At 51.8% G+C, this 8,289-nt stretch carries 12 protein-coding genes; 2 read left to right on the top strand and 10 right to left on the bottom strand.

Going from position 1 to position 8,289, the window contains the following annotated elements:
* On the top strand, window positions 1-214 hold a 214-nt coding region (locus AWJ19_RS35100), incomplete at its 5' end, for a hypothetical protein (RefSeq protein WP_157889942.1).
* Here the strand turns inward: AWJ19_RS35100 and AWJ19_RS04835 are convergent.
* The 4 genes from AWJ19_RS04835 to AWJ19_RS04820 form a co-directional block, all read right to left on the bottom strand.
* Window positions 209-565: a hypothetical protein gene (locus AWJ19_RS04835; protein ID WP_068721937.1), complete on the bottom strand. Its 357-nt coding sequence runs from the start codon at window positions 563-565 to the stop codon at window positions 209-211. The two genes, AWJ19_RS35100 and AWJ19_RS04835, sit on opposite strands and share 6 nt — an antisense overlap.
* A 254-nt stretch (window positions 566-819) precedes the next feature.
* Window positions 820-1,653, bottom strand: coding sequence for a carbohydrate ABC transporter permease (locus tag AWJ19_RS04830; protein ID WP_068721936.1), 834 nt, complete (start codon window positions 1,651-1,653; stop codon window positions 820-822).
* Between the two features lie 2 nt (window positions 1,654-1,655).
* A complete protein-coding gene (locus AWJ19_RS04825; RefSeq protein WP_068721935.1) occupies window positions 1,656-2,552 on the bottom strand; it encodes a sugar ABC transporter permease in 897 nt (298 codons plus the stop codon).
* Between the two features lie 65 nt (window positions 2,553-2,617).
* Window positions 2,618-3,955, bottom strand: a complete 1,338-nt coding sequence (locus AWJ19_RS04820) for an extracellular solute-binding protein (protein WP_068721934.1) — start codon at window positions 3,953-3,955, stop codon at window positions 2,618-2,620.
* Window positions 3,956-4,467: 512 nt separating this feature from the next.
* Here AWJ19_RS04820 and AWJ19_RS04815 point away from each other — a divergent pair.
* On the top strand, window positions 4,468-4,626 hold the full coding sequence (locus AWJ19_RS04815; RefSeq protein ID WP_068721933.1) for an asparagine synthase: 159 nt from the start codon (window positions 4,468-4,470) through the stop codon (window positions 4,624-4,626).
* A gap of 133 nt (window positions 4,627-4,759) precedes the next feature.
* Here the strand turns inward: AWJ19_RS04815 and AWJ19_RS04810 are convergent, their stop codons facing one another.
* The 6 genes from AWJ19_RS04810 to yhbY are packed head-to-tail and all read right to left on the bottom strand — an operon-like array spanning window position 4,760 to window position 8,277.
* Window positions 4,760-5,527, bottom strand: coding sequence for a class I SAM-dependent methyltransferase (locus AWJ19_RS04810; RefSeq protein ID WP_068721932.1), 768 nt, complete (start codon window positions 5,525-5,527; stop codon window positions 4,760-4,762).
* 15 nt (window positions 5,528-5,542) lie between these two features.
* Window positions 5,543-6,454: a S1-like domain-containing RNA-binding protein gene (locus AWJ19_RS04805; RefSeq protein ID WP_068721931.1), complete on the bottom strand. Its 912-nt coding sequence runs from the start codon at window positions 6,452-6,454 to the stop codon at window positions 5,543-5,545.
* The gene (gene rsfS, locus AWJ19_RS04800; protein ID WP_068721930.1) at window positions 6,451-6,798 is read right to left on the bottom strand and encodes a ribosome silencing factor; all 348 of its coding nucleotides are present in this window, start codon (window positions 6,796-6,798) and stop codon (window positions 6,451-6,453) included. Before rsfS ends, AWJ19_RS04805 begins: the two co-directional genes overlap by 4 nt.
* Complete coding sequence (yqeK, locus tag AWJ19_RS04795) at window positions 6,795-7,373, bottom strand: bis(5'-nucleosyl)-tetraphosphatase (symmetrical) YqeK (RefSeq protein WP_068721929.1); 579 nt, start codon at window positions 7,371-7,373, stop codon at window positions 6,795-6,797. The genes rsfS and yqeK overlap by 4 nt, the downstream gene beginning before the upstream one ends.
* Entirely contained in the window at window positions 7,345-7,947 is a 603-nt protein-coding gene (locus AWJ19_RS04790) for a nicotinate-nucleotide adenylyltransferase (RefSeq protein ID WP_068721928.1), read from the bottom strand. Before AWJ19_RS04790 ends, yqeK begins: the two co-directional genes overlap by 29 nt.
* A 36-nt stretch (window positions 7,948-7,983) precedes the next feature.
* Entirely contained in the window at window positions 7,984-8,277 is a 294-nt protein-coding gene (gene yhbY / locus AWJ19_RS04785; protein ID WP_068721927.1) for a ribosome assembly RNA-binding protein YhbY, read from the bottom strand.
* Window positions 8,278-8,289 lie beyond the last annotated feature (12 nt).

Genomic DNA, 8,289 nt, shown 5'->3' with positions numbered 1-8,289 from the left:
CGCTCATTTTGCTCCGATAGCCAAAATCAAAGGCATTTTTGCCTTTGATTTCACTCATTTTGCTCCGATAGCCAAAATCAAAGGCATTTTTGCCTTTGATTTCGCTCATTTTGCTCCGATAGCCGAAATCAAGGGCATTTTTGCCTTTGATTGGGCTTGCCCGGTGCAGCCGGCAAAGAAAAAAACAACTCATCCGCAGACGAGTTGTTTATAACACAGTACCGCTATTTCCTTTGAAGCTGAAGCGCATCCGCAGCCAGGCCAAAACAAAGAACACGCACAAGAAAATCCAGTAGCTGTTATCAAACAATCCATTCCCCGTTATTGCTGACAGAACAGCGTGGTACACACAGGTGAATATAAGCAGAGATAAGAATAACAATGACATTCCTTTATAGGATGCAGGCTTTTGAATTCCCGTTTTTGAGAGAACGTATAACGCAGCCAGCGCTAACAGCAGAGTTAAAGGCACCCCATAACTAAAGTCGGGAAATACATCATGCATCGTAACCACTGCTGCTACGAGCACAAAACATATCGAAATATTAAGCACACTTTGCTTCACGATCTAACCCTCCACATCAAAGAAAAAATTTCCATATATTCAAATAATAAAACGAAAACCTCCCAATAGCAAATAAATAAAAAAAAGCAAGCCGCCCACCGCTCCGGATAAGCTGCCTGCTAACGTATAACCGTGTGTCATTAATTATCCCGCTCTGCTCGGCCCCACACCTTACCGGCCTGACGTTTCAACTAAGGCCAGTTTACTTAACCAGCGCCCGCTCTTCCACATGCACCACTCTCAACCTTCAAACTTCAGCCCTTCACCGCACCCGCCGTCATCCCGTCAATAAAATACTTCTGGAACCCGAGAAACAGCGCCAATATCGGCAGAATAGAAAAGAATGAGCCGACGATCAGCAGATCATAGTTGTTACCATAGGGAGTGAGCAGCGTCTTGAGGCCGATCGGCAGGGTATATTTATTTTCATCGCTCAGCACCATAAACGGCCAGAGGAAGTTGTTCCAGCTGTTCATCCCGTTCAGAATGGCCATTGCTGCAAAAGACGGCTTCATCACCGGCAGAATCAGGCGCACGTAAATCGCATACTCATTTGCCCCGTCCACCCGCCCGGCCGCAATCATCTCTTTGGGAATGCCCCGTAAATACTGTCTGAAAAAGAAGATCGTCGCCGCACCCGCCACACCGGGGAGAATAATCGCCGAATAGCTGTTCATCAGCCCCATATTAAACGTCAGTGTGTACAGCGGCAGCAGCAGAATCTCAAACGGCACCATCATGATGAGCAGCACGCAGACAAACAGCAGATTTTTCCCTCTAAATTCATAGGCCGAAAAGCCGTATGCAACCGTCGCGCTAACTAGCAGCGTCAATACAACCTGTACCACTGTCAGCAGCAGTGAATTGAAAAACCAGGTGAAATAGGCATGCTCCCCGGTGAACAAAAAGACGAAATTGTCCAGGCTCATCGCCGATAAGTCAAACCGCAGGTTAAGTCCGTAGCGGATCAGATCCTCCCCGGGCTTGAACGAGGCAATCGTCACGGCATAAAAAGGCACCAGGATCAGCAGGCACAGCACACTGAAAAAGGCAAACAGGAGGATTTTGCGGAGAGTCCCTGTGTTCATACTTAATCCTCCTCCTTCTTGAACATCCCGCTGATCGCCAGTTGCGTCAGGTTAATGACCATGGTGATGATGAGCAGCACGATACCGACCGCAGCCGCGTAACCGAGATTATTTTTCTCAATCCCCTGCCGGTACAGGTATCCGACGATGGTCAGCCCGATGTTCTTAGGAGAGTTATTCCCGTTCCAGAGCATCATGCTCTCAATAAACATGGCCAGTCCGGCATAAATGCTGATCGTCAGCACATAGATCGTCGTCGGCTTCAGCAGAGGTATCGTAATCCGGGTGAACCGCTGGAAGGCGGATGCCCCGTCGATCGAGGCGGCTTCGTAGTAGTCGTCAGGGATATTTTTCAGTCCGGATAGAAAATAAAGCATGTTCACGCCCATCCACCGCCAGCTAGCCAGCGCCACCAGCGCAATAAATCCGGTCGTCTGTCCCTTCAGAAATTTAATGGGCTCCACGCCGAACACACCGAGAATGCTGTTGATCAGCGAGCCCTCCATCTCCCCGAACATCAGCCGGAAAATCGTCCCCGCCACCACCACCGAGGTCAACGCCGGGAAAAAGAACGAGGATTTGAAAAACTCACGGCCCCACATGGCTTTACTGTTGATCAGCACGGCGAACAGCATCGGGAACGGGATCAGGATCAGCAGGGTCAGTATCATATACACCGCACTATTGCGCACTGCTTTGAAAAAAATCGTATCCCCCATCAGCTTGGTGTAGTTGTCTGCACCGATAAAGCTGGCCTCCTGGCCGAGCGTGACCTTCTGAAAGCTCATGCCAAGCGAGCTCAGCAGCGGGTAAACCCAGAAGATGATGAATACAAGCACAAAAGGCAGCACGAATACGTATGGAGCGACCTTTTGCGAATAGAGGAAGTTTTTGATCATGGCGAATGCTCCTTTAAAGTAGAGCTGCCCACCGGGTGGACAGCCCCAAAGAGTAACCGTACCTGCTACTTCAGCTCTTGCTCGATCTGGGTCTGGGCATCATCAAGCGCCTGCTGGATGTCTTTTCCGTCCTCAAAAATCTCGTTCAGCGTCACCGTACACAGCACATTGTTGATTGTAGGCGAGGCTGAGGTCGATTTGATCAGGTTGATCTCCTCTCTGATTTCGTTCAGCACATCAAACGGGTTGTTGACAAAATATTTGACGAACTGGTTCTCCGGATTGTGGGTTACCTCCTTCATATCCCACACACTCATGTTGATCGGGTCAAAGCCGAGTGTATTCCAGATTTCAATATTGGCATCGAGCGACAGCTTCGCATAGGCGATAAAATCTTTTGCCAGCTGAATATCCTTGGCCGTCTTGGTCACCACTGTTCCGGTACCCCCGCCGCCGTAGGATCTGTGCATGCCTTTTTCCAGGACGGGCAGCGGGGCGATGGCGATTTTGCCGCTCAGGTCTTTCATATAGTTGGTGTAGCGGGACATCTGCCATAGCGGCATAAAGGCGGTCGCATAGTTGCCTGAGTTATATTCGCCGTAAGCCTCTTCCGTATCCGGCTGTCCGCCGGCGATGGTTGAAATTACATTATTGTCCTGCAGATCCTTCAGCATCTTCATCGCTCTGACCATCTCGGGTGAATTCACCTGCGGCTTGCCGTCAGCGTCCGTCAGATCCGATTCCTGCTGGGCCAGGAGCAGCGAAGCCTGCCAGATTGCACTGGTGTCGGCGGTGCCCATGTATTTACCGGTTTTTTCGTAGACCTGAATGCCCGCCTTTTTGAAATCATCCCAGGTTACGATGCTTTTGTAATCCACTCCGGCTTCATCGAGAATTTCGGTATTGTAAAAAGCGACCGTCGCTCCTACGTGGGTGGATAATCCGTAGATTTTGCCTTCCTTGGCGTAGAGATCAAGCTGGGACTGGACAACCGTACCTTTATACGGCTCTGCCACATCGTTCAGCGGCTCCAGCTGCGGCTCTCCGGCCAGGAAATCCGGAAACTTACCAAGCTCAATATCTGCAATATCCGGCGCTCCCACACCCGTCTGCACGGCGATGGACAGCTTGTTGTGCATATCATCATACGGCATGACGGTTACATTCAGCTTGATCTGCCGGTCCGGATTGGCAGCGTTCCATTTCTCCAGCATTTTCTCAAAATGCTGTCCGTGCAGCTCGACAAACGTCCAGTAGGACAGCTCTGTCGCCGCTTCACCCGCACCGCCCTCCAGAACGGAAGTCTCGCCGCCGGAAGTGCCTGAGGAAGACTTCCCTCCGCAGCCGGCCAAAAACACCAGCATGGAGACAACCAGTAAAGAAATCAGCCATTTGTTTTTCATGCATGACCCTCCTGTATAAGAAATAGTTGTTGCCCGGGATTAATGTAAACGGATACAAATTAACTCTGATGGAATGGGCATATTGCTTGGTTGAGCTGCGTTCCTGCAGCCGGTGCTGCTCCCTCCTTTACACATTTATTAAATGTTTTAGGCTGTTATAATGTATTCGGCTGAAAGAGGAAATAGAAACTTTTGAGGCACAAAAACCATATATTTCTTCCTCTCTCCGTAATGTTGTGCACACTGCCCTGCCTATTTACGGAAATAAGTCATTTTATTTGTGAAAATGATGCTTCTTTACTCCAGATTTTTGTGAACAGAATCGCTTTACCAATCAAAAAATAGTAAAATATTGGTTTAAAGTTGCAAAAGAAGATAGTTTCCGCACGGATTAAGCCTGTTTTCTTTAAAATTCTTTAAAACATCAGGCATTAGCATCTTCCATACATAATCCGGTTGCGAAGAGCGGACAATAAGCCTGTCTCCCAAACCACCGAGAAGGAGTGTTTCGAATGCGCGAAGGTCTGATCCCCACCGTTCTTGGTACCGTTGTTTCCGCTTCCGGCGCAGCTTTTCTGGGAAGCAAGTATAAGCTGGCTGCAACAGGCGTCATTGGCTTTGGTCTGGCACACATCGTACTGGGTGCCATCGACTTGATTGAGCACCGGTAAAAGGTTGGAAGATGCCGGTCCTGTACAGATGTACAGGACCGGTTCCCTTATTATCACGCACCATTTTTGCGCATGTCACTGCAACACAAAAAAGGCCCCTACCTGAAGTAAGGACCCTTGTCATACATAAGAATTATTTTACGGCCACATAGAACAGGCGCTGGGCGCTGTCATCTGCCGGAAGCCATTCGAAATCGGCATACAGCTGAACCTCGCTGAAGCCTGCCTTAAGGAGCTCCTCCGTAAGCCACTGAGGATCATAGGCGCGCTGCACATGATTTTCTTCAAACCGGCGGTACAGGCCGCTCCCCTCTTCCCGGGCGAAAATGGACAGATGATGTTCAATTTCCCGCCGCGGCACATCCAGCTCACAGGTCCAGATGTAGGATACCGAAGGCTCATCCAGCACAAAAGGCTGTTCCTCCTCATAACGGACCAGCGTATTCGGATGATGCACATCGAACAGGAACGTCCCGCCCGGCTTGAGACCGGCGTATGTCCGGGCAAGCACCGCCTGGATATCCTTTTCTTCCAGCACATAATTCAGGCAGTCGCAGAAGGAAATGACGGAATCGACCGGCTCCGGCAGCTCCCATTCCGTCATATCCTGCCTGATCCAGCGTACGCTTCCCTCACGCAGGAAACGGCGTCCCTGCGGATGCCGCTCCATCTTCTGCTGGGCTACAGACAGCATATCAGAGGAAAGGTCAATCCCGGTCATGTGATACCCGGCTGCAGCCAGCGGAATCGTAATACTTCCTGTACCGCAGCCGAGCTCAGCGACCGTCCGCGGCTTGCCGTATTTAACCCATGCGGCTTCCGCAAAAGCCAGCCAGTCCGGATACGGCATGTCCGCCATCAGTTCATCGTATACATATGCAAATTTCCCGTAGGAAGACAATGCGCACACCGCTTTCTATTCCTGATTCTGTTCCGGCGCGTTCTCTTCAGGCTTGGCCAGATAGGTCCAGTTCTCTTTTTGAGTAATCAGGCCTTCCTTCATCAGCTTGCCCATCGCCCGTTTGAACGCGGACTTACTAATGCCGAAGCGCTGTTTGATGATCTCCGGAGGCGTAGCATCCGAGTAAGGCATTGCGCCGCCAGGGCGGGAGTGCAGGAATTCCAGCAGGGCTGCAGAATCCACATCCCGGCCAATTTCCTTGCGCTGGGTCATTGCCAGATTCACGCGGCCGTCCTCGCGGATATGTGAGACACGTGCTTCAACCTGTTCCCCCAGACGCAGCAGACGGCTGCGTTCGGAGGAATGAATCATCCCGATTACACCAAAGCCGAGTACTCCGCCGTCTATGACTACGAAAGTACCCATCTGCAGGGGTCTATAGACTCTTGCTGTAACGTTCTGGCCTCTCCAGGATTCCGGCGCGGAAAAAGCCAGCGGAGCAAGCTCCTGCTCACCGGCCAGCTTGGCACGCAGGCGGCCCTGCTTGTCATGCTCCATCAGCACGAACACCTTGTCGCCAATCTGCGGACGCAGCTCGATCAGCTCAGGCAGCTCGCCGATCGGCAAGAGCAGCTGGCGGCCAAGCCCCATCTCCAGGAAGCAGCCCAGGCGCGGATGAATATCTGCCACTTCCAGCAGGGCCATCTCACCGAGCGTCAGAAACGGCTTTTTCATGGTGGCGGCAAGCCGGTCCTCAGTATCAAAGAAGATAAACACTTCTACTTTGGCACCGATCTTCGGCTTGCTGCCGACAAGCTCTGTATAATGCAGCATGACATCCTGGTCGCCTGCACCCAGGAAGTAACCGTATGGGGAAACCTCACGCAGTACTTCCAGTGTAACGATCGTTCCTGCAATCAGACTCATACCGTCTCCACAACCTTGGCGTCAGACCAGAGACGCTCGATATTGTAATACTCCCGTTCGTCACGGTGGAAGACATGCACGATAACATCCCCGAGATCCATCAGTACCCAGCGGGCGGCATCCATGCCTTCGATCCCGCGGATAACACCGCCGGCTTCGTGAACCACTTTACGCACTTCAGTGGCAATCGCCTGCACCTGGGTGTCGGAGTTACCGTGACAGATGATGAAATAATCACTGATCGGCGATACGCTGCGCAGATCCAGAGCAACAACGTTCATCGCTTTTTTGTCTTCGACCGCTTTCAGAGCCAGCTCCAGCAGTTTGCTTGATTGTACACTCATATTTTTTCCTCCAGTATTCTTACTAAATCGTTACGTGCAAGCACGGTCAGCGGAAATACGACCCGGCGCTTCTGCAGCAGCAGGCTGATGGTCGAATCAAAGCCGGCAATCAGCCCTTCCTCAAGGCTCTCCATGGACTTTTTACGGATCTCGTCCACACCAGGGAAATCCCGTCCGGGCTCGATATAATCCGCCAGGCAGACCACCTTTTCCAGCAGGGTCATCCCTTCACGGCCTGAGGTATGGTACCGGATCGCCCCCAAAATCTCGGGATCGGCGATTTCATACTCATGCTCGGCGACAAAAGCCCCCACCTCTGCATGCCACAGCTGCTTGTCATGCTGCAGCAGCTCAGCTGAAAGGCCGTTCTGAACAATGATGTCCTTCATTCGCTCAACCGGCCAGTATTTGGCCACATCATGCAGAATAGCTGCCGTTTCGGCCCGCTGCGGATCAGCTCCGTAAGCTTCGGCAAGCTTGATTGAGGTCTCCATTACGCCCAGCGTATGCTGCCAGCGCTTGTCTGGCATCTGGGCAGAGACGGCTTCAATCAGCGCTTCGCGGCTGTAAGCCATACAATCCACTCCTTTGCACATATTCATACACCTGCTCAGGAACCATATAGCGGATCGAGCTGCCGGCGGCCGCCCGTGACCTGAGCATTGTCGATGAAATATCCACCTGCGGCATGTCCGCCAGCAGCACCTTGCCGGAGATATAATCCGGCAGGGCAGAAAGATCAAGCGGTGTTCCCGGGCGCCCTACACCGATGAAGGTCAGCAGTTCCACCAGCTCACGGATCCCATGCCATTTGGGCAAGTATTCAACCATATCCGCTCCGACAATGAAATAGAACTCATGCTGCGGATATTCCTGTCTAAGACTGCGTACGGTCTCAATCGTGTAGGAGACGCCACCGCGGACAATTTCCCAGTCGAGAATGCCGAACGCTTCATTCCCCTCCACTGCGCACTTTACCATTGCCAGACGGTCAGCACCGGAGGCACCGGCCTCGTGCTTGTGCGGGGGAATATGCGAGGGCATGAACCAGACCTCATCCAGCGAATACGAATCCCTGGCGGCTTCCGCCGCCAGCATATGGCCTATGTGAAGAGGATCAAAGGTTCCTCCCATGATTCCCACTTTCAAGAGGTGTACCTCCTCTTATCATCCGGATAAAATGCTTTAGCGCGGCAGCTCGATCGTTTTGTTGTCGCGCGATTCCTTGTACAGCACGATCGTTTTGCCGATCACCTGCACCAGCTCTGAACCGGACTGCTCTGCGAGGGCAGCGCCGATCTCTTTCGGATCCTCGGCATTGTTGTTCAGCACGCTGATCTTCATCAGCTCGCGCTTTTCGATGGCTTCCTCGACATGACGGATCAGATGGTCGTTAACGCCGCCTTTGCCGACCTGAAACACAGGATCGAGATGATGCGCCAAAGAACGGAGATAACGTTTTTGTTTACCAGTTAACATAAATGAACAAAC

This window comes from Paenibacillus sp. DMB5 (assembly GCF_001517085.1).
Classification (GTDB): Bacteria; Bacillota; Bacilli; order Paenibacillales; family Paenibacillaceae; genus Paenibacillus_AQ.
This window is presented reverse-complemented; position numbering and strand designations above follow the sequence as displayed.